The organism is Gordonia sp. CNJ-863 (genome assembly GCF_001942325.1).
In the GTDB taxonomy this organism is placed as follows: Bacteria; Actinomycetota; Actinomycetes; order Mycobacteriales; family Mycobacteriaceae; genus Gordonia; species Gordonia alkanivorans.
The window spans coordinates 78,504-100,817 of sequence record NZ_MKKG01000011.1; the positions used below are offsets into that span (position 1 = coordinate 78,504).

Here is a 22,314-nt window from a genome sequence, read left to right on the forward strand (position 1 = left end):
GGCCAGCTGTGTCCTGTGTAGTGGTCCCGGGGGGCATCGATCGTTCCGTCCGTTCGCGTCGCTCAATCGACCTTAACCGGCGCGGGACCCTACTGGCCGGTCCACTTCGCCGGAAATCCCGTGGCCGGTGCGTGAACCCCGATGAGACGATGGCGACATGACTCGTCGTTTCGCTCAGGTCGATGTGTTCTCGTCCACCGGCACCGAGGGCAATCCCGTGGCGGTGGTCGTCGATGGCGGTGGTCCCGGTGCTCCCATCGCGGAGGACCGGATGGCGGCCTTCGCGCGTTGGACCAACCTCTCGGAGACCACCTTCGTGCTGCCGCCGACCGATCCGGCCGCCGACTACAAACTGCGGATCTTCACGCCGGGCGGGGAGCTGCCGTTCGCCGGCCACCCGACGCTGGGGTCCGCGCATGCGTGGCTGACCTCGGGTGGACGGCCGAAGGGTGAGGACATCGTGCAGGAATGCGGCGTCGGACTCGTCCGTATCCGCCGATCGGGCCCACGGCTGGCCTTCGCGGCGCCGCCGCTGCGCCGGTCGGGGCCGGTCGATTCCGACACCGTCGACGAGGTCGTGGCGGCGCTCGGTGTCGATCCCGGGGAGGTGCTCGCGGCGGAATGGGTCGACAACGGTCCCGAGTGGATGGTGATCCAGCTGGGATCGGGGGAGCGGGTGCTCGAGGTCCGCCCCGACATCCCCGCCCTCGGCCACCACGAGGTCGGCCTGCTCGGTCTCTACTCGTCGGGCGACGTCTTCGCCGAGGTCCGCGCCTTCGTCCCGGGCATCGGCGTTCCCGAGGACCCGGTCACCGGCAGCCTCAACGCGGGGATCGCGACCTGGCTCCGATCAACCGGGCAGGCGCCGGAGAGTTATGTCGCCGCCCAGGGTGCGGCAATCGGTCGCGCCGGTCGCGTCCACGTCCACGACGACGGGGAGAACATCTGGGTCGGTGGCGACACCGCGACCGTGATCGAGGGCACAGTCGCGCTGTAGTCCGGCACGAGACGTCCGCGGTCTGTGCCAAGGTGATTGCCATGAGCGACGCCAGCGACGCCGCAGCCGGACCCCCGACCGGAGCCACCGCCGACGCTCCTGCCGAGACCCTGAGCAACAAGGCGGCCAAGAAGCGCCGCCGGCGCGAGCCGCCGCCGGATCCGACGCCGTTGCCGGGCCTCGTCGACGCCCACACCCACCTCGCGGCGTGCGGCGGGCGGGATGCCCAGTCGGTCCGCGCCATCCTCGACCACGCGCAGGCGGTCGGCGTCGACCAGATGGTGACTGTTGCCGACGACATGGTCGACGCCCGCTGGGCGGTCGCCGCGGCGGAGTGGGACGACCGGGTCTATGCGGCCGTCGCACTGCATCCGATGCATGCGGGCGACCTGAACGGCGAGACCGCCGCCGAACTCGAGCAGATGGTCCGTCATCCGCGGGTCGTCGCGGTGGGTGAGACGGGACTGGACTACTACTGGCCGGGTAAGTCCGACGACTGCGCGTCGCCGGAGGTCCAGCACGAGACGTTCCGGTGGCACATCGATCTCGCGAAGCGGGTCGGCAAGCCGCTGATGATCCACAACCGGGAGGCCGACCGGGATCTGCTGGACATCCTGGCCGCCGAAGGTGCCCCCGAGACCGTGATCATGCATTGCTTCTCCGGTGACCGGAACGTTGCCCGAGAATGCGTCGACCGCGGGTACATCCTGAGCTTTGCCGGGACTGTGAGCTTCGCCAATGCCGACGAACTGCGCGTCGCGGCCGAATTGGTGCCCGACGAACAGATCCTGGTAGAGACCGACGCGCCGTTCCTGACGCCGCATCCCTACCGTGGCCAGCCGAATCAGTCGTACTGCCTGCCCTACACGGCGCGGGCGATCGCCGAGGTCAGAGGGGTGCCCGAAGAGGAGATGGCCCGTCTGTTAGGCATCAATGCGCGACGCGCCTACAACATCCCTTTGCCATAATCTGGCCGGTTCGTTATCGTACTGTGATCCCGCTCGGCCAGAGCGATACATCCGGCTCTCAGCGGTTCACGCTTGCGATGCTCACGCATCCCGAACAGCTCGGATGGTCTTCCGGTCGCGGCGGCGCCTTGTTCCCGACCAGATTGTTGTGCCTTGCCTTCTCTGCCTCCCTCAGTCTCGCCCACGTCGGTCTTCTCCAAGATCAACGGGACCGATTCCCTGCGTGCCCGCCTGGCGGTGGGAGCCGTCTGCGCGACCGTCGCCGCCGGTGGTGTCATGGGCGTCGCGATGCACAAGACCGTCACCATCGACGTCGACGGGCAGACTCGTCAGGTCTCCACGATGGCGATGTCGGTGGAGAGCCTGCTCGAGTCCGAGGGTCTCGCCCCGGCCGACGGTGACAAGGTCAACCCGTCGCTCGACTCCGGTTTCGGCGAGGGCCAGACCATCAAGGTCAACCGTCTGAAGAAGCTCACCCTCGACATCGAGGGCAAGCGCGAGACCATCATCACCAACGCGTCCACCGTGGACCAGCTGCTCGAGGAGCGGGGCCTGGAGCACGCCGCCGAGGAAGCCGACTTCGGCACCGAGGAACTGCCCGTCGACGGCGGCAAGATCGACGTCGCGCTCCCCAAGCCGGTGCAACTGGTCGACGGTCCGGCCAAGAAGCGCCCGGTGGTCGCCGCCCACACCGTCAAGGACCTCCTGGAGGCACTCGGTACGCCGCTCGGCGCCGAGGACAAGGTCGTCCCGGCCGCCGACACCGAGGTCACCCCGGACCTGAAGATCATCGTCACGCGCATCAAGACCGAGGACGTCACCGTCACCGAGCCGGTCGCCCCGCCGGAGGTCAAGAAGGAAGATCCCACCCTCGTCCGCGACCGCAAGGTCGTCGAGAAGAAGGGCACCCCCGGTGAGGCGCGGGTGACGTATAAGGTCACCAAGGTGAACGGACGAGTCGTGAAGCGCGACAAGTTGACGAGCGAGGTGCTCAGCGAGCCCGTCGCCGCCACCGTCCGCATCGGCACCAAGCCGGGAGCGCCGTTCGTCCCGCCGGGCTCCGTCTGGGACGCCCTCGCGCAGTGCGAGGCCACCGGGAACTGGGCCATCAACACCGGCAACGGGTTCTACGGCGGCGTCCAGTTCGACCAGAACACCTGGGAGCGCTGGGGCGGTCTCGAGTACGCACCGCGCGCCGACCTCGCCACCCGCGAAGAGCAGATCGCGATCGCCAAGAAGACCCAGGCCGCGCAGGGCTGGGGCGCATGGCCGTCGTGCACGTCCAAGTTGGGCCTGCGCTGAACGACGACACGCCAGGCGACGCACCGCGACTGCTCGGACCCGCGCAGATCCGCGAGCTCGCCGCCGAGGTCGGTGTCCGGCCGACCAAGACACTGGGCCAGAACTTCGTCCATGACGCGAACACCGTGCGCCGGATCGTCACGGCCTCCGGCGTCGGTTCCCAGGACGTCGTCCTCGAGGTCGGCCCCGGACTCGGGTCGCTGACCCTCGCCCTTCTCGGCACGGCCGGCCGGGTCGTCGCGATCGAAATCGATCCGATTCTGGCGCAACGGATTCCGCAGACCGTCGCTGAGTACGCACCGGCGCAGAGCGCCGACTTCGACGTCGTGCTCGCCGACGCCCTGCAGGTGACCCGCGACGACCTGCCCGTCGTGCCGACGGCTCTCGTCGCCAACCTCCCCTACAACGTCTCGGTCCCAGTCCTGCTGCACCTGCTCGGACTGTTCCCCGAGATCGCGACCGCCCTGGTGATGGTCCAGGCGGAAGTGGCCGACCGGCTCGCCGCACCGCCCGGCAGCCGCACCTACGGCGTACCGAGTGTGAAGGCCCGCTACCACGGCCGTGTGACTCGCGCGGGCGCGGTGGGGCGCAACGTGTTCTGGCCCGAACCCAAGGTCGAGTCCGGACTCGTGCGCATCGAGCGCACCGACGACTATCCGATCGACCCGGTGTTCCGGCAGACGGTGTTCGCCGTGATCGACGCGGCATTCGCGCAGCGCCGCAAGACGATGCGGTCGGCACTGGCCGGCTGGGCGGGCTCCCCGGCCGAGGCAGAGCGCCGGTTGCGCGCCGCCGACATCGATCCCGGCATCCGCGGTGAGAAACTCGACGTCGACGACTTCGTGCGGTTGGCCCGCACCGTCTGACGGATCGCTCCGGTCGACTTCGACCCCGACCGCCAGACTTCGATCGACGTCTGTCGGTCGAGATGAGGTTCGGCAGTAGGGAATCCGGTCCCACTCCAGCCGCCTGAGGTGCGAGGAGCGCTTGAGCTCTCGGCGCGCAGTTATCAGCTCGGCGCCGCGCGCAGCTTCTCCAGCAGTTCCGGGGCGGCGTCCCGCAGGAAATCGTCCTGCGTCTCGCCACCGATCTGCACGAGCGCGACGTCGGTGAACCCGGCCTCCCAGAAGGGCTTCACGGCGTCGACGATCTGATCGAGGTCGGGACCGCACGGGATGTTGGCGGCCACGTCGTCGGGGGTGACGTACTGGGTCGCGGCCGCGAAGCCCGCGGTGGTGCGGAGGTCGGCGTTGACATCCCAGCCGCCGGCGAACCACCGGAACTGGTCGTGGGCCCGTTCGACGGCGGCATCGCGGTCCGGGTCCCAGCTGATCGGGATCTGCCCGATGGCACGCGTGCTCTTGCCGTCGATCGTCCCCGTGGCCGCCTGCGCGTTCCAGGAGGAGACCAGGTCGGCGTTCGGTTCGACCGCGATCAGATGGTCGGCCAGCGGACCGAAGGTCTCGATCCCGGCGTCGCCGGCCACCGCGACGCCGATCGGCACGGGCTGCTCGGGGAGATCCCAGATGCGCGCGGCATCGACCTGGAAGAACTCGCCACGGAAGTCGACGAGGTCGCCCGTGTGCAGTTTGCGGATGATCTCGATGGCCTCGGCGAGCATGTCCTGGCGGTCGGTGACCGCGGGCCAGCCCGCACCGACGACGTGCTCGTTGAGGTTCTCGCCCGAACCCAGGCCGAGGGTGAAGCGGCCGTCGGCGAGGATCTGCAGGGTCGCGGCCTTCTGCGCGATGATGGCCGGGTGGTAGCGGATCGTCGGGCAGGTCACGTAGGTCATCAGCTCGACGCGTTCGGTCGCGTGGGCCACCGCGCCCAGGACCGACCACGCGTACGGGGCGTGCCCCTGCGAGGACAGCCATGGGAAGTAGTGGTCGCTGGACACCTCGAAATCGAAGCCGGCGCCCTCGGCGCCGATGGCAAAGCGGACGAGGTCCTTGGGGCCGGCCTGCTCGGTCATCAGGGTGTACCCGAATCGGGTTGTCATCAGATCTCCTCTGCGGGTCTCTCGTCGAGATCGGTCGCTCCGGTGTAGCCAGCGAGCCGTTCGGGTAAACGGACGGCTCGCAGTGCTCCGACCCGGAAAGCAGGTGCAGATGACCCAGGCCAACGAGAGCGGATCTGTTGACACCGTGTTGCTCGACGTCGACGGGACACTGATCGACTCGACGTATCTCCACGCGCTCGCCTGGATGCAGGCCTTCACCGCGCACGATCTCACCCCGCAGTGGTGGGAGGTCCACCGCGCCATCGGAATGGGTGGCGACCGCCTCGTCGGCGAGATCTGCGGCGACGAGGTCGAGGAGTCGCTGGGCGACACGCTGCGCGACGACTGGGAGCGCCACTATCGGAAGCTGGTACCCGACGTCCGACCGTTGCCCGGTGCCGTCGACTTCGTCCGGGGCCTGCTCGATGCCGGTTATCGGGTGGCGCTGGCATCGTCGGGGAAGGCCGAATTCACCGATGCCGCACTGGAAGTGATGGGCTTCGAGCGGGACGACCTGGCGGCGGTCACCTCGTCGGACGATGCGGACGATTCGAAACCCGCACCCGACATTCTCGAAGTGGCGCTGACGGAGGCCGGCGGCGGCCGGGCGATCGTGGTCGGGGACACGGTGTGGGATGTCGCCTCCGCACATCGGCTCCCCGCCGAGTGTGTCGCGGTCCGGTCCGGGGGATTCGCCGAGGCCGAGCTCCGCGATGCCGGGGCCGTCCTGGTCGTCGACCACGTCGGTGAACTCGCGCGCCGCGGATGGCGGCCCTGAGATCGCCGCGGAGCAGCCCTGAGCGCGTATCCGTATCGGCCCGACTAGTCTGACTCACTGTGTCGCGAACGTCGCTGTCGGTGGTTACCGACTCGGTCACCGCGCGCGCCCCGTCGAAGGTGAACCTCCACCTGGGTGTGGGCCCGCGCCGGGATGACGGGTACCACGATCTGGTCACCGTGTTCCAAGCGCTCTCGTTGCACGACGACATCCGGGTCGCGCGTGCCAACGAGCTGTCCGTGACAGTTCGTGGTGAGGGCGCCGGTTCGGTGCCCGCCGACGCCTCCAACCTCGCGGCCCGTGCGGCTCAGGCCCTGGCCGGGTGGGCGGACCGTGCGGGGTACGTCGCGATCGGGATCGAGAAGACGATCCCGGTCGCCGGGGGCATGGCGGGCGGCAGCGCGGATGCGGCCGGGGCTCTCGTGGCGCTCGCGCATCTGTGGAAGCTCGACATCTCGCGTGACGAACTCGCCGAGATCGCAGCCGGTCTCGGGAGCGACGTCCCGTTCGCCCTCCACGGCAACACGGCGCTGGGCACCGGCCGCGGTGAGCAGCTGATGCAGGTGCTCTCCCGCGGCGAGTTCCACTGGGTGCTCGCCCTCGCGCGCGAGGGTTTGTCGACGCCCGCGGTGTACAAGGAGCTGGACCGGTTGCGCGACACCAGGTCTGGTGACGTCGACGAGGAGGGCGACTTCCTGCGTTCCCCCGACGACCTGATGCAGGCGCTCGCCTCCGGTGATCCCCGCGCGGTGGCACCGTTGCTGCACAACGACCTCCAACCGGCCGCGCTGAGTCTGCAGCCGACGCTGCGTCGCACGCTGCGTGCCGGGGTGGACGCGGGTGCCCTCAACGGGATCGTGTCGGGATCGGGCCCGACGTGTGCGTTCCTGTGTGCGGACGAGCAATCCGCGGTGAACGTCGCCGCCGAGCTGTCGGGAGCGGGCGTCGCGCGCGCGGTCCGCACCGCGAGTGGTCCCGCACCGGGAACCCGCGTCCTCGGCACGGACTGAGACCGGCACAACTCCCTGACCTCGTCTTCTCGGGCGAGTCACTACAGTAGTGCGGGTGCTCCGCAGACTCCTGACCGCCGTGTTGACGTTTTTCGTCGCCGTGCTCGTCGGCCTCGGGTCGTTCGTATCGACGCCGCTGTCGTCGGCCGCGGCCCCCGACAACGGATTCGTCTTCGCCACCACCGACGTCTCCGACGATCAGCTCCCGTCGGCAGCGGCTGCCGGCACCCGTCTGACCTATGCGACGCGGGATCAGCGTGGACGTCCGGCGATGGCGACCGGTGTCTTCTGGGTCCCGCGCGGCACACCGCCGGCCGGGGGATGGCCGGTGGTCTCCTGGGCACACGGCACCGTCGGTATCGCCGACGATTGTGCGCCCACGAAGCACCGGCTGGGGGACGGGGTCGAAGCACCCGTGCGGGCCGCGCTCGACGCCGGTTACGCGGTGACCGCCACCGACTATGCCGGACTCGGATCGGCCGGGGAGACCGACTATCTCGGCGGTGCCGCCGCGGCGTACTCGGTCATCGACATGATCCGCGCTGCACGGTCGGTCGACGCCGCGCTCGGCGATTCCTGGGTGTCGGTCGGACATTCCCAGGGTGGCCACGCGGCTCTGCATGCGGCGCACCGTCAACCGGCGTATGCCCCGGAGCTCCCGGTCAAGGGTGCGGTCGCGATCGCCCCGGTGTCGTCTCTGGAGAACCTGTTCGGTCTCTTCGGACCCCGGATTCCAGGACTCGGTGCCCTCAACGTCCTGAGCGCGCCGTTCCTCTACACCCTTGCGGGCCTCGACCATTCGCAGCCGGAATTGAAGATCGAAGACTTTCTCACCGACAGCGGCAAACGGTTCCTGGACCGGTCCCGCGCCCGCTGCAACGGTGACGTCGTCGCCGCGCTGCGGTCGGTGTCGCCGGGATCGCTTGTCGCGTCGTCGTTCACCGAGGATCAGAGGTTCCGTGACGCGCTGCGTGCCTATGCCGAGGTCCCGACCGCCGGCTACCCGGCCAAGGTCACCATCGCCCACGGCATCCTCGACCCGGTCCTGCCGTATCCGCTGAGCCGTTCGCTGCGGTCGGCGATGGAGCGCAACGGCACGAGCGTCGACCTGAAGACCTATGCCCGCGCCGACCACAGCAGCGTCGTCGACGGGTCACTGCCCGATGTCATGGCGGCCGTCCGAGAGGCCTTCGGTCGTTAGGCGGGTTCGGCTGATCACTCGAGGGCTTCGCCGAGCTCCATCCAGCGTTCCTCGATCTCGGCGAGTTCGGACTCCATCTCCCGGATGCGTTCGGTCTCGGCGGCCAGACCCTGATAGTCGGACTGGTCGTGGTCGGCGAGAGCGGTGCGGGCCTCGTCGATCTTGCTGTGCAGCTTGTCGATCCGGCGCTCCAGTGCCGCCAGCTCCTTGTTCGCTGCCCGCAGTTCCGCGCCGCTGAGTGCAGAGGTGGATTCGCTCGACGAGCCGCTTGAGCCCGACGGCGTCGCGGACGCAGATTCCTTCTGCTGTGCTGCACGGAGTTTCAGGAACTCGTCGACACCGCCGGGGAGATGGCGCAGCTTGCCGTGCATCACGGCGAACTGCTGATCGGTGACACGCTCGAGGAAGTACCGGTCGTGCGACACGACGATGAGGGTGCCGGGCCAGGAGTCCAGGAGATCCTCGAGGGCGGCCAACATGTCGGTGTCGAGGTCGTTGGTCGGCTCGTCGAGGATCAGCACGTTCGGGGCATCGAGCAGGATGAGCAGCAACTGCAGACGACGCTTCTGACCACCGGACAGGTCCTTGACCGGGGTGGACAGCTGGGCACTGTCGAAGCCGAGGCGTTCGAGCAGCTGCGAGGGGGAGAGCTCCTGCGCCTTCGAGCCGGAGCCGAAGGTGTAGGTGGTCTGGAGGTCGGCGATCACCTTCCGGACCGGGTCGTCGAGGAAGCGGTCGAGGTCGTCGAGGCGCTGGGTGAGGGTGGCGACCTTGACGGTCTTGCCGCGCTTGACCTTTCCGCCGGTCGCTTCGACCGTGCCCGCGATGAGCCCGAGCAGCGTCGACTTTCCTGCACCGTTCACCCCGAGGATGCCGGTCCGTTCACCCGGGGCGAGGCGCCATTCGACTCCGTCGAGGACGTCGCGGTCGCCGTAGGAGACCGACACGTCGAGGAGGTCGACGACATCCTTGCCGAGGCGTGCGGTGGCCAGCGACTGGAGGGCGACCTTGTCGCGGACGGGCGGGACGTCGGCGATGAGGGCGTTGGCCGCGTCGATGCGGAACTTCGGCTTGGAGGTGCGGGCCGGTGCGCCGCGGCGCAGCCACGCGAGTTCTTTCCGTGCCAGGTTCTGCCGCCGCGCCTCGATGGTCGCGGCCTGCCGGTCACGTTCCACACGCTGGAGGATGTAGGCGGCGTATCCGCCTTCGAACGGTTCGACGATCCGGTCGTGCACCTCCCAGGTGACCGTGCAGACCTCGTCGAGGAACCAGCGGTCGTGGGTGACGACCAGCAGTCCGCCGGCGTTGGCGGGCCAGCGGCGCTTGAGGTGGTCGGCGAGCCACGTGATGGCCTCGACGTCGAGGTGGTTGGTCGGCTCGTCGAGCGCGAGGACGTCGTGTTCGCCGGCCAGGAGCCGGGCGAGTGACACGCGGCGGCGCTGACCGCCGGACAGGGAACCCGTCGTGGCATTCCAGTCGACGTCGCCGAGCAGTCCACCGATCACGTCGCGGACCTTCGCGTCGCCTGCCCATTCGTGTTCGGGACGGTCGCCGACGACGGCGTGTCCGACGGTCTCGTCGTCGTCGAAGCGGTCGACCTGGTCCAGGACGCCGACGCGCACCCCGCCGCGCACCGTGACGCGGCCGGAGTCGGGTTGCTTGCGGCCCGCGAGCATCGCCAGCAGGCTCGACTTGCCGTCGCCGTTGCGCCCGACGATGCCGATCCGGTCGCCCTCGTTGACGCCGAGGGACACCGAGTCGAAGACCTTGGTCGTCGGGTATTCCAGACCTAGGGTTTCCGCGCCGAGAAGATGAGCCACGCCGACCAGGTTAGTGACCGGTCATGTGCGAGCTACCGGCGGATCGCGCCGTTGATCATCATGGCGATCGCGAATGCTCCCGCCTGGTTGACGTGATAGGGCATCGCGATCCGGTTCGACAGCGCGCTCTCGTACCAGGGCGTGATCAGATTGCACGGATCGTGCCCGAGCGACCCGCGATTGGCGTCGACGAAACGGCCCTCGACCTTGGTCGTCGCGCGCAGCAGGGCGTCGTTGGCGCGGTGGAACACCTGCCGCATCCACCGGGCGTCGGGATCGCTGAGCGGGATCAGCGGCCAGCAACCGCTGTTGCCGATGAACCCGCCGAGGCCGACGACGATGATCTGTGCGCGGGGTGCCTTCTTGCGGATCGCCCGCAGCGCCGGGGTGACGCGGTCCTCCATGCGCTGCACGCGCCACCGGACCTCGTTCTCGAGGCGCGGATTGTTCCGGCAGCGTCGGTCGGTGAGCGGCTGGCGGATCTTGCACTGCGAGAGGATCGCGGCCCACTGCATGTCGTTGCCGCCGATGCTGACGGTGATGAGCTGCGCATCGCGGGGAACCAGGTTCAGCTGGGCCGTCTTCGCCCCGCGCGGGGTGTGCTGCGCGGCGCGATAGAGATGCGCGGACTGCGCCCCGGCACACGAGATGTCGACGAAGCGCCGCGGCAGCGTCATCGCCGCCACGTACTTCGGATAGTTGAGCGCCGACCGTTTGCAGCCGTCGAAGTAGCCCGGAGTCGGTGTGAAGAACCCGCCCGACGCGCGCGAGTCGCCCATGGCGATGTACGGGCCGCCGGTGTAGCGGGCGGGCGCCGCCTGCGCGGGGGATGCCGTTGCGGCCACCAGTGCTGTCACGAATGCGGTGATCAAGACCGCCGCCAGCAGACGTACCCCGCGCTTAGACTCCCGCACCAACTGTTTCCCGCACTTTCCCACGTCCCGACCCACTGCTTCGCTCAGCGAATATTAAGGCAAGCAGATCACGCCCGTACGCAGAGTGCGTCATTGGTGCTGCCTCTCGGCACTGATTTCGCATTATGTGGGGACGGCGTTACTTCGGAACCAGCAACGGCCCATATGCGTCCAACGAAGCATGGTGATACCGACGGCGCTCCGCACCCTCGCCCTCGCCCATGACGGCTTGGTCACCGTCGACGAGGCTCACGAGCACGGCCTGAGCAACGGCGCGATCGCGCGTCGGGTGAAGTCCGGGGAGTGGGTTCGTGAGGCGCACGGGCTCTACCGCCTGGCTGATCATCCGGTCACCAACCGCTCCCGAACCCGGGTCGCGACGTTGTCGGTGTCTCATGACGCGGTACTCAGCGGGCTGGCAGCGGCCTGGTGGCACGGTGTGGCGACCAAGCGGCCCGCCGTCGTCACGGTCACCGGTCCCAAGAGTTGGAAGGGCACGGCAGTGAAGGGCAGAAAGGTCATCCGGCGAACCCTGAGCGGCGCGGACGTCGTCGTTCACAAGGGCCTTCGCGTGACGGCGCTTCCACTGTCCGTCCTCGAGGGCGCTGTCGAAGACAGCATGGACGTGATCGATCGGGCACTCCAGCGCGAGAAGGTGACGGTCGAGGCGTTGGTCGCGGTGTATCAACGTCGACGCAAGTGCCAGGCGCTGCCGAGATGGGAAAGATGCTCGTCCTGGTCGGGTCGGGTGCCCGATCTGCTGCGGAGCGACTCGCCGTCGACGTGTTCGAGGAGCACCGCATCACCGGGTGGGTCGCCAATCATCCCGCCGCAGGCTACGTCATCGACTTTGCCTTCCTTGCCGAGAAGGTGGCCGTCGAGATCGACGGGATGGCCTACCACCGCGACACTGAGGTCTTCCAATCCGACCGCACCCGACGCAACGTCCTGATCACCGCCGGGTGGACGGTTCTCAACTTCACCTGGGCGGACCTGCTGGAGAAGCGGGGTACGTTGCGGCGCAGGTCGAATACGCTCTACGCCAAACACAGAGTGCGGGATGAGTGCTGGAATCCAGCACTCATCCCGCACTCTGGGCGAGAGCGGGAACCTAGAGCCCCAGATCCTTCGCGATGATCGTCTTCATGACCTCGCTGGTGCCACCGTAGATGCGCGTGACGCGGGTGTCGGCGTACAGGCGGGCGATCGGGTACTCGAGGACGTAGCCGTAACCACCGTGCAGCTGCAGGCACTTGTCGATGACCTTGCCCGCGGTCTCGGTCGCGAACAGCTTGGCGCGCGCGGCATCGGGGACGGTCAGTTCGCCCTCGTTGTGCAGCTCGAGTGCACGGTCGACGATGGCGCGGATGGCCTCGACCTCGGCCGAGCACTCGGCGAGCACGAACTTGGTGTTCTGGAACGCCGCGACCGGCCTGCCGAAGACCTCGCGTTCCTTGGTGTAGGCGATGGCGTGCTGGACGGCCGCGGCGGCGGTGGCCGACGCCCCGATCGCGATGGTCAGACGCTCCTGCGCGAGGTTGTGGCTCAGGTACGTGAAGCCGGCGCCCTCCTCGCCGAGCAGATCCTCCACCGGCACCTTCACCGAGTCGAAGGACAGCTCGGCGGTGTCGGACGCCTTGAGCCCGATCTTCTCGATCTTGCGGCCCACCGCGAAGCCCTCGGATTTGGTGTCCACCACCAGGATCGACAGTCCCGCACGACGGTTCTCGGGATCGAACGGCGTGGTGCGGGCGACGACGAGGATGCGGTCGGCGAGGGCGCCGCCGGTGATGAAGGTCTTCGCGCCGTCGAGTACGTAGTGCGAGCCGTCCTCGGACAGCTTCGCGGTGGTCGCGATGTTCGCGAGGTCCGAACCGGTGCCGGGCTCGGTCATCGCGATCGCGAACATGAGTTCGCCGGAACAGAATCCGGGGATCCAGCGCTCCTTCTGCTCCTGGGTCCCGTACTCCATCAGGTAGGGCAGGATCAGGTTCGAGTGCACCGAATAGCTGCCGAAGGTGACGCCGGCCGCGGAGGTCTCCTCGGCGATCACCAGTGAGTAGGTGAAGTCGCTGACGCCACCGCCGCCGAACTCCTCGGGGGCCTCGATGCCCAGGACGCCGAGATCGCCGAGCCGGTTGTAGAACTCGCGCGGGGGGTGCCCCTGCTTCTCCCAGTCGTGGTAGACGGGCGTGACTTCCTTGGCGATGAAATCGCGGATCGTCTTGCGGAAGGCCTCGTGGTCCTCGGTGAAGATGCGACGCTGCATGGTCAGTTCCTAAAGGTGTTGGGGAAGAGGGGGATTGATTACTGCTCGCGGTACTCGCGCAGGAGTCCCTTGGAGATGATCTGCTTCTGGATCTCGCTGGTGCCCTCGCCGATGAGCAGGAACGGGGCGTCGCGCATCAGGCGTTCGATCTCGAACTCCTTGGAGTAGCCGTAGCCGCCGTGGATGCGGAACGACGCCTGGGTGACCTCGGCGCAGTACTCGCTGCACAGGTACTTGGCCATCCCGGCGGCGACGTCGTTGCGTTCGCCGGAGTCTTTGAGCCGCGCAGCGTTGACCATCATCAGGTGCGCGGCCTCGACCTTGGTCGCCATCTCGGCGAGCGAGAAGGCGATGGCCTGATGCTCGGCGATGGGCTTGCCGAAGGTGGAGCGCTGCTGGGCGTACTTCACGCCGAGTTCAAAGGCGCGCTGGGCGATTCCGCACGCCCGCGCGGACACGTTCACGCGGCCGACCTCGACCCCGTCCATCATGTGCGCGAAACCCTTGCCGGGCACGCCGCCGAGGATGTCGGTGGCCGGAGCGCGGTAGCCGTCGAAGACGAGTTCGGTGGTGTCGATTCCCTTGTAGCCCATCTTGTCCAGCTTGCGGGGGATGGTCACGCCCGGGACCACCTCGCCGAAACCGGCGGGCTTCTCCACCAGGAACGTGGTCAGGTTCTTGTGCGGGCGCTCCTCGCCCTCCTCGGTACGGACAAGGGCCGCAACCAGAGTCGACGACCCGCCGTTGGTCAGCCACATCTTCTGACCGTTGATCACGTAGTTGTCGTCACCGTCGCGCTTGGCGGTCGTCTTGATCGCCGCGACGTCGGAGCCGAGTTCGGGTTCCGACATGGAGAACGCGCCGCGCACCTCGCCGGTGGCCATCCGCGGCAGGAACCGCTGCTTCTGCTCGTCGGTTCCGTGCTGGCGCAGCATGTACGCGACGATGAAATGGGTGTTGATGACGCCCGAGACGCTCATCCAGCCGCGGGCCAGTTCCTCGACGCACAGTGCGTAGGTGAGCAGCGATTCGCCGAGGCCGCCGTACTCCTCGGGGATCATCAGGCCGAACAGGCCCATCTCGCTCATGCCGTCGACGATGGCCTGCGGGTACTCGTCCGCATGCTCGAGTTCCTGCGCATTCGGGATGATCTGTTTGTCGACGAAAGATCGCACGTTGGCGACGATCTCCGTCTGGATCTCGGTGAGGCCCAGGGTCTGCGCGAGACGGGTCATGGTGGTGAGTTCTCTCCCGTGAGTGGGCGGTGCGGGTCGCACCGACGGGCGGATGTGGGACGCAACATACCCAAGCATGCCGTCCGGCGTCCGGCGGAAGTAGACGCGATGCGCTAAGGGTGCGATAGCGCGGGCCAATGACCCACGACCGTCTCCGGAAGCGGATCGGACAGTGTTCGCGCCTAACCCTCCGATAGGGCTGACCAATGCGGCCTGTTCACGGCGTTGTGACCCCTGACACATAGGCTGCGACAGTCGGAGCCTTCATCGAGCGCCTGTTGCGGCGACGGGAACACGCCCCGTTCAATCGGGTGCAGATGTGATCCACCACACTTGATTCGCATCGTCCCCCAGACCCCCGATTCCATTCCCCCTGGAAGAGGTACACCCCTATGACGGTCACGACCGCCTCCGGATCCGGCCCCGGCAGGAAGCCCTCGGCCTCCGCCGCTGCCGACGCTCCCACCACCTCCGACTTCGAGACGCTCGCCGCCCAGCGCGGCGGCGTCGGCCCGCTCGGCGAATCCCGGCTCACCGCCTGGAGCCTGACCTCCTTGCTGGTCAGCCTGTACGTCATCAACTATGCCGACAAGGCCGTGCTCGGCATCATCGCCAAGCCGCTGCGTGAGGAACTGGGCCTCAGCGCCTCGCAGATCGGCCTCGTCGGCAGCCTGTTCTTCCTCACCTTCACCATCGGCGGGTTCTTCGCCGGCCTGCTCAACCGCTGGATGACGCTGCGCTGGTCGCTGGTCCTCCTCGGACTGTGCTGGGCCGCCGCGATGCTCCCGATGATCGCGGTCGCGGGCTTTGCGGTCCTCCTCATCAGCCGGCTGTTCCTCGGCCTCGCCGAGGGGCCGTCGTCGGCGTTGCTGCACACGGCCGCCTATGCCTGGCACCCGCCCGCCCGCCGCGCGCTGCCCGGTGCACTCCTGGCCGGTTCCGCGTCGATCTCCAAGATCGCCATCGCGCCGCTGCTCACCGTGATCACCGTCAGCTTCGGCTGGCGTTGGGCACTGTTCGCGCTGGCCGCCGCCGGTGTCGTCTGGGCCGTCGTGTGGCTCTCGGTCTGGCGCCCTGGACCCTACATCGCGAGCGGCAAGACCAAGAAGGTCGACGACAGTGAGAAGGGTGAGGATTCCCCGGCCGACGCCGAGCCGGCCACCCCGTGGATCAAGATCTTCCTCGCGCCGACCTTCATCACCGGAGCCCTGCTCGTCATGAGTGTCTATGCACTGGTGTCCGTCGTGCTGACCTGGCTGCCGTCGTACTTCGAGGACGGCCTCGGATACAGCCAGCTGCAGTCCGGTTCGATGTTCGCGTTCCCGTCGATCGTCGGCCTCGCCCTGATGCTGCTGAGCTCGGTCACCAGCGACCGCATGATCACCAAGGGCGCGTCACCGCGGGTGCTCCGCATCGTCGTCCCGTCGGTGGGCGTCCTGATCTCCGGTGTGATGCTTTTCCTGCTGCCGTCGATCAGCACCCCGATCATCTGTGTCCTGATCCTGTCGGTCGGCTACGGGTTCGCCGCCATGGTGTTCCCGCTGTTCAACGCAGCTGTTGCGGAGATCTGTCCGCCGCGCCAGACCGCAGGCACCCTCGGTGTCTTCCTGGCGATCATGGCCATCGGCGGCCTCGTTGCGCCGTACGCCACGGGTGTCATCGTCGACGCCGCGGCCACCCCGGCCGAGGGCTATGCCACCGCGTTCCAGGTGCTCGGACTGGTCGCCTCGGTCTGTGCCGTGCTGACGCTGGTCTTCGCCAACCCGGTGCGCGACCGCAAGCGTCTGCGCCCGCATGCGGTCCTGACCGCCTGAGGAAGCACCTCGCCCATAGGCAGCGCCTCATCGTCCGTGAGCGGGAATCGACTTGTCCGCCAGACCCGTTCGTGGTCGGCTCGATAGGACGGGTGACTTCCGCTCACGGACGTCCTCGGTTCCACCCACAACGCACATCCACTGCCCGACATTCTTAGGAGACCTCATGCGCGATGCAGTGATCGTCGACGCCGTCCGCGCCCCGATCGGACGCCGCCGCGGAGCCCTGTCCGGAATCCACCCGGCCGACCTGTCCGCCCATGTCCTCGAGGCTCTCGTCGAGCGGACCGGGGTCGAACCCGCGATCGTCGACGACGTCGTGTGGGGTTGCGTCAGCCAGTCGTCGGAGCAGGCCGGCAACATCGCGCGTACCGCGATCCTCGCGGCCGGATGGCCGGAATCGGTCCCCGGCACCACCGTCACTCGTGCGTGCGGATCGAGTCAGCAGGCCGTCAGCCAGGCCGCCGCCGCGGTGATCTCGGGCCAGCAGGACGTCGTCATCGCCGGTGGCGTGGAGTCGATGAGCCGGGTCGCGATGGGCAGCTCGGCCCCCAACGGCGAGCACCAGCCGGCCACCGTCCTCGACCGCTACGGCATCGACAAGTTCAGCCAGGGCCTGGGCGCGGAGACCATCGCCTCGAAGTGGGGTTTCGACCGCACCCGCCTCGACGAGTACTCCCTGCGCTCACACGAACTCGCGGCCGCCGCCGTCGACCGCGGTGCATTCGACGGTCAGCTCGCCCCGATCCCCGGTGTGCTCGAAGGTGACGAGGGCATCCGCCGCGGCGGCACCCTGGAGTCGCTCGGCAAGCTCAAGCCCGCGTTCGCCGAGGACGGCGTCATCCACGCCGGCAACTCCTCGCAGATCTCCGACGGCTCGGGTGCACTGCTGATCATGTCGTCGGAGACGGCGAAATCGCATGGCCTGACGCCGATCGCCCGAATCCACACCGCGGTCGTCGCCGCCGACGACCCGGTCATCATGCTGACCGGCCCCATCCCGTCGACGGCCAAGGTGCTCAAGCGTTCCGGTCTGTCGATCGACGACATCGGGGCCTTCGAGATCAATGAGGCCTTCGCGCCGGTGCCGCTGGCCTGGCAGGCCGAGACCGGCGCCGACATCGAGCGACTCAACCCGCTCGGCGGCGCGATCGCCGTCGGCCACCCGCTCGGCGGTTCGGGTGCCATCCTGATGACCCGCCTCGTGCACCACATGCGCGACAACGGGATCCGCTACGGCCTCCAGTCGATGTGTGAGGCCGGCGGCATGGCCAACACCACCATCCTCGAACTCCTCTGACCTACACCCCTGATCCGGGTCACCCCACTTCGAAAGGCACAACAGCACAATGGAACTCAAGGGACTCTCGGTCGCGATCACCGGTGGCGCCTCCGGTCTGGGCCTCGCCACCGCCAAGCGCGTCGTCGACGCCGGCGGCCTGGTCACCCTGATCGACCTCCCGTCCTCCGACGGCCAGTCCGTCGCCGACGGTCTGGGTTCGGCGGCGTCCTTCGCCGCCGCCGACATCACCGACGCCGAACAGTTCGCGGCCGCACTCGATGTCGCCGACGAGCGCGGTGGACTGCGTGGACTCGTGCACTGCGCAGGCGCGGGGCGTCGTATGCGCATCCTCGACAAGGAGGGCAAGGCCGGATCGGCGGAGGACTTCGAGTTCGTCATCAAGCTCAACCTCGTCGGCTCGTTCCACGCTCTGTCGCTGGGTGCCGAGCGCATCGCGCGCCTCGAACCCATCGACGGCGAGCGTGGCGCCATCGTCATGACCGCCTCGGTCGCCGCGTTCGAGGGCCAGATCGGCCAGATCAACTACTCGGCCTCGAAGGCCGGCATCGTCGGCATGACCCTCGTGGCCGCCCGCGACCTGGCCAGCAAGCTGATCCGCGTCAACACCATCGCGCCCGGCACCATGGACACCCCGCTGCTGGCCCGCTTACGTGACGACGTGCGCGAATCCCTCGCGGCGAGCATCCCCAACCCGTCGCGTCTCGGCCGCCCCGAGGAGTTCGGCCAGCTCGCGGCCAACATCCTGGAGAACGCGTACCTCAACGGCGAGACCATCCGACTCGACGGCGCGATCCGCATGGCACCGCGATGAGCGGCGGCACGCCGACGACGCTCAACTACCCGGACACGAGCATGGCGGTCGTCCCCGCCAGCATGGCCGCGCTGTACGGCGACCGTGCGGCGGTGGTCGACGGCGAGACGACGCTGACCTACACCGATCTCGACGCGCGGTCGGCGGCGGTGGCGTCGGCGCTCCGGTCGGCGGGTGTCGCCGAACGAGACGTGGTGCTGATCTACCTCACCAACAGCATCGAATTCGTTGTCTCCTACTACGGTTCGTTGCGCGCCGGTGCCACGGTCACCCTCGTCAACCCGTTGCAGCCGGTACCCGGCTTGCATCGTCAGATCGTCGAAACGGGTGCGGTGGCCGGCTTCACGCAGTTCGAACAGTCCGGTCGGCTCCTGTCGGCCGCCGCCGACTCGCCGCTGTCCACCGTGGTGGTCGTCGACGGTTCGGCCGCGGCGGTCGAGGGCCTGGGGGCCGAGGGCGTGCGGGTAACCTCGCTCGACGAGTTCGTCGCCGGGCACGCTGAAGCTCCCGCCGTCACCGTGACCTCCGAGGACGTCGCGCATCTGGCGTTCACCGGTGGGACCACCGGCGTCTCGAAAGGCGTTCGGGTTCTTCATCGCAACGTTCTGGGCAACGCCACCCAGATGATCGGGTGGCGTGCCGGGCACGCGATCGAGGTCGGCGACCACGGTCTGCTGCGATTGACACCGCGTGCGGGCTCCGATCGCGGAGTGGTCCCGGGTGATGCCGCGACCGTCGTCGTGTCACCGCTGTTCCACGCCCACGCGCTGATCAACATGACGTTCCTGTTGCTGTGCGGCGCAACGCATGTGTTCGCCGGACGATTCGAACCCGGGCGGATGCTCGCGCTGATCGAGCAGCACCGGGCGTCGTATGTGACCGGCAGCCCGGCGATGTGGCATGCACTGGCCGTCCACCCCGACGTCGAGTCGCGCGATCTGACCTCGGTGCGGGTGGTCTCCTCGGGCGCCGCCCCGATCGACCTGGTGACGCTCGAGCAGCTCGAGAAGGCGTTTCCCGCGGCGGCGATCGTCGAGGGTTACGGCCTCACCGAGGCGACGTGCCTGGTCTCCTCGGCGCCGCTCACCGCGAAAGGCCAGTACCGGCTCGGCAGCGTCGGACTCCCGACTTTCGACACCGAGGTGGAGATCCGTGCCGCCCACGACCCGGCCGTCGTCCTGCCGGCCGGGGAGCGGGGACAGCTCTGGGTCCGCGGGCCGCAGGTCACCGACGGTTATCTCGGACATCCCGAGAAGACCGCGGAACAGTTCGTCGACGGCTGGCTCGACACCGGCGACATCGCCTTCCGCGACGCCGACGGCTACATCTACATCTGCGACCGCGCCAAGGACATGCTGATCTACAAGGGCTACAACGTGTATCCGCGTGAGCTGGAAGAGATCCTGGTGACCCACCCCGACGTCGCGGCCGCCGCGGTGGTCGGACGCGAGGCCGGACCGATCGGTCAGGAACCGGTCGCGTTCCTGGTCCCCAAGGGCGGCCACGTCATCGACGAGGACGCGGTGACCGCGTTCGTCGCCGAACAGGTGTTGCCTACAAGAAGATCCGCGACGTCGTCGTCGTGGAGGAACTGCCGACCTCGGCAGCCGGGAAGATCCAGAAGGTCGCCCTGCGCGAGCGTCTGACGCACGCCTGACCCGGACCGTTTTATAGCCCGAAACCGCGCTCACCGCGGTTTCGGGCTATATCTCTCCGTAGCTCAGCGCTGGGCGTTCTTGGTGCCCTGCTTGTAGAGGTTGCGGCCGATGATGAGGCGCTGGATCTCGCTGGTGCCCTCGTAGAGACGCAGCAGGCGGACCTCGCGGTAGATGCGCTCCACTGGGACGTCGCGCATGTAGCCGCTGCCGCCGTGGATCTGGACGGCAAGGTCGGCGACCTTGCCCACCATCTCGGTGCAGTACAGCTTCGCGGCCGACGGGGCGACGCGCCGGTCGGTGTTGTCGACCCAGGCCCGGGCGGCCTCGCGCACCAGGGCGCGGCCGGCCATCACGCCGGTCTGCTGGTCGGCCAGCATGGCCTGGACCAGCTGGAACTCGCCGATCGGGCGGCCGCCCTGGGTGGCGGTCGCGGCCCAGGCGATCGATTCGTCGAGCGCACGCTGGGCGGTGCCGACCGACAGTGCGGCGATGTGCACGCGACCGCGGGCGAGGGACATCATCGCGGCCTTGTAACCGACGTCCTCGCTGCCGCCGATGAGCGCGGCGTTCGGGACACGCACGCCATCGAAGTGGACGTCGGCGGTCCAGGCGCCCTCCTGTCCCATCTTGCGGTCCTTGGCACCGACCGTGAGTCCGGCTGAGTCGGCCGGGACGAGGAACACCGCGATGCCGGTGCCGTTCTCGTCTGCCGGGCGGGTGCGGGCGAACACGACGAACAGATCGGCCAGCGGGGCGTTGGTGATGAAGCGCTTCTCGCCGGAGATGACCCAGTCGTCGCCGTCGCGAACGGCCTTGGTGCGGAGGCCCGCGGGGTCCGAACCGGCGCCCGGTTCGGTCAGTGCGAAGGAGGCGACGACCTCACCGGAGGCGATCCTCTCCAGCCAGGCGGCCTTCTGCTCGTCGGTGCCGAAGTTCACCAGCACCTGGCCGGCGATGCCGTTGTTGGTGCCGAACATCGAGCGCAGTGCGAGCGAGGTGTAGCCGAGTTCCATGGCGAGTTCGGCGTCCTGGGTCAGGTCGAGTCCGAGCCCGCCCCATTCCTGCGGGATCGCGTAACCGAAAAGGCCCATGTCCTTGGCGGTTTGGCGGATATCCTCGGGAATCGCGTCGGTGTCGAGGATCTCCTGTTCGCGTGGCACGACGACCTCACGCACGAATTCTCGAGTCGCCGCCAGGATGTCGGCGAAGTCTTCCGCGCTCACCTGAGAGGTGGCGGTCGGTTGTTGCGTCACTCCGGTCATGGTGCCACTCTTGCGCGTCCACGGTGAGGGGTCCAATACGAAACCGGGATCGCTCCGATAGCCGTTGCGTATGAAACGAACGCGTTCGACGCCGGATTCGCGGGTTAGATTACTGGCATCACCCGGCGCCTCACGCCGCCGCTGGTGTCTGCACCAGAACCCCATCGGAAGGACCGAAGATGTCATCCACCACCGCCCAGCCGCTGCTCGAGGGACGAACCGCCGTCGTGACCGGTGGCGCCCAGGGCATCGGCTTCGAGATCGCCCGGTCCTTTGTGGACGCGGGCGCCAAGGTGGTCCTGGGTGATCTCAACCTCGACGCCGCGCAGGCCGCCGCCGACAAGCTCGGTGGCCGCGACGTCGCCCGCGCCGTGAAGTGCAACGTGGTCGACGGCGACGAGGTCGACGCGCTGCTCGCCGAGGCCGTCGACGGTTTCGGTTCGCTGGATGTGCTGGTGAACAACGCCGGCATCACCCGCGACGCCACCATGCGCACCATGACCGAAGAGGACTTCGACCTCGTCATCTCGGTCCACCTCAAGGGCACCTGGAACGGCACCCGCAAGGCCGCCGCGATCATGCGCGAGCAGAAGTCCGGCGCGATCGTCAACATCTCCTCGCTGTCGGGCAAGGTCGGCATGGTCGGCCAGACCAACTACTCCGCCGCCAAGGCCGGCATCGTCGGCATGACCAAGGCTGCCGCCAAGGAGATGGCGCACCACGGCGTGCGGGTCAACGCGATCCAGCCCGGCCTGATCCGTTCGGCGATGACCGAGGCGATGCCGCAGAAGGCCTGGGACCAGAAGATGTCGGAGATCCCCATGCACCGCGCCGGCGAGGTCGGCGAGGTTGCCAGCGTCGCGCTGTTCCTCGCCTCGGACATGTCCTCGTACATGACCGGCACCGTGCTCGAGGTGACCGGCGGTCGCTTCATGTGAGACCTGTTCTCACGCACATACTTCCACTCTGA

At 68.2% G+C, this 22,314-nt stretch carries 18 protein-coding genes and 2 pseudogenes; 14 read left to right on the forward strand and 6 right to left on the reverse strand.

Annotated elements, in window-relative coordinates:
* The first annotated feature begins 157 nt into the window (after positions 1 to 157).
* From BJF87_RS06225 to rsmA, 4 genes are all read left to right on the forward strand, one after another.
* A complete protein-coding gene (locus BJF87_RS06225; protein ID WP_035750354.1) occupies positions 158 to 997 on the forward strand; it encodes a PhzF family phenazine biosynthesis protein in 840 nt (279 codons plus the stop codon).
* Positions 998 to 1,038: 41 nt separating this feature from the next.
* Positions 1,039 to 1,965 (forward strand): TatD family hydrolase, encoded by a 927-nt coding sequence (locus tag BJF87_RS06230; RefSeq protein WP_035750356.1) that lies wholly within the window; start codon positions 1,039 to 1,041, stop codon positions 1,963 to 1,965.
* A gap of 153 nt (positions 1,966 to 2,118) precedes the next feature.
* Positions 2,119 to 3,267, forward strand: coding sequence for a resuscitation-promoting factor (locus BJF87_RS06235; RefSeq protein WP_187346474.1), 1,149 nt, complete (start codon positions 2,119 to 2,121; stop codon positions 3,265 to 3,267).
* Positions 3,231 to 4,133 carry a 16S rRNA (adenine(1518)-N(6)/adenine(1519)-N(6))-dimethyltransferase RsmA gene (gene rsmA, locus BJF87_RS06240; RefSeq protein WP_035750359.1) on the forward strand — a complete coding sequence of 301 codons (903 nt, stop codon included), beginning with the start codon at positions 3,231 to 3,233 and terminating at the stop codon, positions 4,131 to 4,133. The genes BJF87_RS06235 and rsmA overlap by 37 nt, the downstream gene beginning before the upstream one ends.
* 143 nt (positions 4,134 to 4,276) lie before the next feature.
* Here rsmA and BJF87_RS06245 read toward each other — a convergent pair whose 3' ends face one another.
* Positions 4,277 to 5,269: an LLM class F420-dependent oxidoreductase gene (locus BJF87_RS06245; protein ID WP_035750361.1), complete on the reverse strand. Its 993-nt coding sequence runs from the start codon at positions 5,267 to 5,269 to the stop codon at positions 4,277 to 4,279.
* A gap of 109 nt (positions 5,270 to 5,378) precedes the next feature.
* Between BJF87_RS06245 and BJF87_RS06250 the strand changes: the two genes are divergently transcribed.
* From BJF87_RS06250 to BJF87_RS06260, 3 genes are read left to right on the forward strand one after another with little or no spacing between them, the layout of a single operon-like run.
* Positions 5,379 to 6,047, forward strand: coding sequence for an HAD family hydrolase (locus tag BJF87_RS06250; protein WP_035750868.1), 669 nt, complete (start codon positions 5,379 to 5,381; stop codon positions 6,045 to 6,047).
* A 59-nt stretch (positions 6,048 to 6,106) separates the two neighbouring features.
* Positions 6,107 to 7,057: a 4-(cytidine 5'-diphospho)-2-C-methyl-D-erythritol kinase gene (locus BJF87_RS06255; RefSeq protein ID WP_006357868.1), complete on the forward strand. Its 951-nt coding sequence runs from the start codon at positions 6,107 to 6,109 to the stop codon at positions 7,055 to 7,057.
* A gap of 49 nt (positions 7,058 to 7,106) precedes the next feature.
* The gene (locus BJF87_RS06260) at positions 7,107 to 8,258 is read left to right on the forward strand and encodes an alpha/beta fold hydrolase (RefSeq protein ID WP_006357869.1); all 1,152 of its coding nucleotides are present in this window, start codon (positions 7,107 to 7,109) and stop codon (positions 8,256 to 8,258) included.
* Positions 8,259 to 8,272: 14 nt separating this feature from the next.
* Here the strand turns inward: BJF87_RS06260 and BJF87_RS06265 are convergent, their stop codons facing one another.
* Both BJF87_RS06265 and BJF87_RS06270 read right to left on the reverse strand, forming a co-directional pair.
* The gene (locus tag BJF87_RS06265; protein ID WP_006357870.1) at positions 8,273 to 10,078 is read right to left on the reverse strand and encodes an ABC-F family ATP-binding cassette domain-containing protein; all 1,806 of its coding nucleotides are present in this window, start codon (positions 10,076 to 10,078) and stop codon (positions 8,273 to 8,275) included.
* Between the two features lie 32 nt (positions 10,079 to 10,110).
* Positions 10,111 to 10,995, reverse strand: a complete 885-nt coding sequence (locus BJF87_RS06270) for an SGNH/GDSL hydrolase family protein (protein ID WP_006357871.1) — start codon at positions 10,993 to 10,995, stop codon at positions 10,111 to 10,113.
* Between the two features lie 178 nt (positions 10,996 to 11,173).
* On the opposite strand from BJF87_RS06270, the pseudogene BJF87_RS27080 reads away from it, so the two are divergent.
* Both BJF87_RS27080 and BJF87_RS27085 read left to right on the forward strand, forming a co-directional pair.
* A pseudogene (locus BJF87_RS27080) lies at positions 11,174 to 11,272 on the forward strand (hypothetical protein); the annotation flags it as partial.
* Between the two features lie 437 nt (positions 11,273 to 11,709).
* Positions 11,710 to 12,129 carry a DUF559 domain-containing protein gene (locus BJF87_RS27085; RefSeq protein WP_316042959.1) on the forward strand — a complete coding sequence of 140 codons (420 nt, stop codon included), beginning with the start codon at positions 11,710 to 11,712 and terminating at the stop codon, positions 12,127 to 12,129.
* Here BJF87_RS27085 and BJF87_RS06280 read toward each other — a convergent pair.
* Together BJF87_RS06280 and BJF87_RS06285 are read right to left on the reverse strand one after the other, a co-directional pair.
* Positions 12,104 to 13,261, reverse strand: coding sequence for an acyl-CoA dehydrogenase family protein (locus BJF87_RS06280; RefSeq protein WP_006357873.1), 1,158 nt, complete (start codon positions 13,259 to 13,261; stop codon positions 12,104 to 12,106). The genes BJF87_RS27085 and BJF87_RS06280 overlap by 26 nt on opposite strands.
* Positions 13,262 to 13,299: 38 nt before the next feature.
* Complete coding sequence (locus tag BJF87_RS06285; RefSeq protein WP_040004029.1) at positions 13,300 to 14,496, reverse strand: acyl-CoA dehydrogenase family protein; 1,197 nt, start codon at positions 14,494 to 14,496, stop codon at positions 13,300 to 13,302.
* Between the two features lie 392 nt (positions 14,497 to 14,888).
* Between BJF87_RS06285 and BJF87_RS06290 the strand changes: the two genes are divergently transcribed.
* The 4 genes and pseudogenes from BJF87_RS06290 to BJF87_RS06305 all read left to right on the forward strand — a co-directional run bounded on the left by BJF87_RS06290 (position 14,889) and on the right by BJF87_RS06305 (position 20,081).
* Positions 14,889 to 16,310: an MFS transporter gene (locus BJF87_RS06290; protein WP_006357875.1), complete on the forward strand. Its 1,422-nt coding sequence runs from the start codon at positions 14,889 to 14,891 to the stop codon at positions 16,308 to 16,310.
* 166 nt (positions 16,311 to 16,476) lie between these two features.
* Positions 16,477 to 17,610, forward strand: coding sequence for a thiolase family protein (locus BJF87_RS06295; protein WP_075862834.1), 1,134 nt, complete (start codon positions 16,477 to 16,479; stop codon positions 17,608 to 17,610).
* A gap of 49 nt (positions 17,611 to 17,659) precedes the next feature.
* Complete coding sequence (locus BJF87_RS06300) at positions 17,660 to 18,424, forward strand: SDR family NAD(P)-dependent oxidoreductase (protein ID WP_006357877.1); 765 nt, start codon at positions 17,660 to 17,662, stop codon at positions 18,422 to 18,424.
* Positions 18,421 to 20,081 (forward strand): annotated as a pseudogene (locus tag BJF87_RS06305) (class I adenylate-forming enzyme family protein). The gene BJF87_RS06300 and the pseudogene BJF87_RS06305 overlap by 4 nt, the downstream one beginning before the upstream one ends.
* Positions 20,082 to 20,144: 63 nt before the next feature.
* On the opposite strand, the gene BJF87_RS06310 reads toward BJF87_RS06305, so the two are convergent.
* The gene (locus BJF87_RS06310; RefSeq protein WP_042375935.1) at positions 20,145 to 21,344 is read right to left on the reverse strand and encodes an acyl-CoA dehydrogenase family protein; all 1,200 of its coding nucleotides are present in this window, start codon (positions 21,342 to 21,344) and stop codon (positions 20,145 to 20,147) included.
* Positions 21,345 to 21,523: 179 nt separating this feature from the next.
* Between BJF87_RS06310 and fabG the strand changes: the two genes are divergently transcribed.
* Positions 21,524 to 22,282 carry a 3-oxoacyl-ACP reductase FabG gene (gene fabG, locus BJF87_RS06315; protein ID WP_035750374.1) on the forward strand — a complete coding sequence of 253 codons (759 nt, stop codon included), beginning with the start codon at positions 21,524 to 21,526 and terminating at the stop codon, positions 22,280 to 22,282.
* Positions 22,283 to 22,314: the final 32 nt, after the last annotated feature.